A 236-nucleotide genomic window follows, 5' to 3' on the forward strand; every position below is an offset into this window, starting at 1 on the left:
TTACTCATTTAGCTCTACTAAACTCGTTGCGCTCTTTTCTCGTTTCGTCAGATTCAAACGTTTTCACTTCGCCAAGCCATTTTTCTTTGTGTTTGCTTTTTATTTTGATGTTTTAGACATAAAAAAAAGAGACCTTGCGGTCTCAATGCGGCTCATCGCATCCATTTTTTGCCTGGCAACGTTCTACTCTAGCGGAACGTAAGTTCGACTACCATCGACGCTAAGGAGCTTAACTT

Annotated in this window: 1 protein-coding gene; it reads left to right on the plus strand. The window is 40.7% G+C overall.

Annotated features, from left to right (window positions below; all coding sequences use genetic code 11):
• A partial coding sequence (locus IDG64_RS14965) for a hypothetical protein (protein ID WP_206153641.1) occupies positions 1-202 on the plus strand: 202 nt, incomplete at its 5' end.
• Positions 203-236: the final 34 nt, after the last annotated feature.

The organism is Staphylococcus sp. EG-SA-15 (assembly GCF_017151895.1).
In the GTDB taxonomy this organism is placed as follows: Bacteria; Bacillota; Bacilli; order Staphylococcales; family Staphylococcaceae; genus Staphylococcus; species Staphylococcus aureus.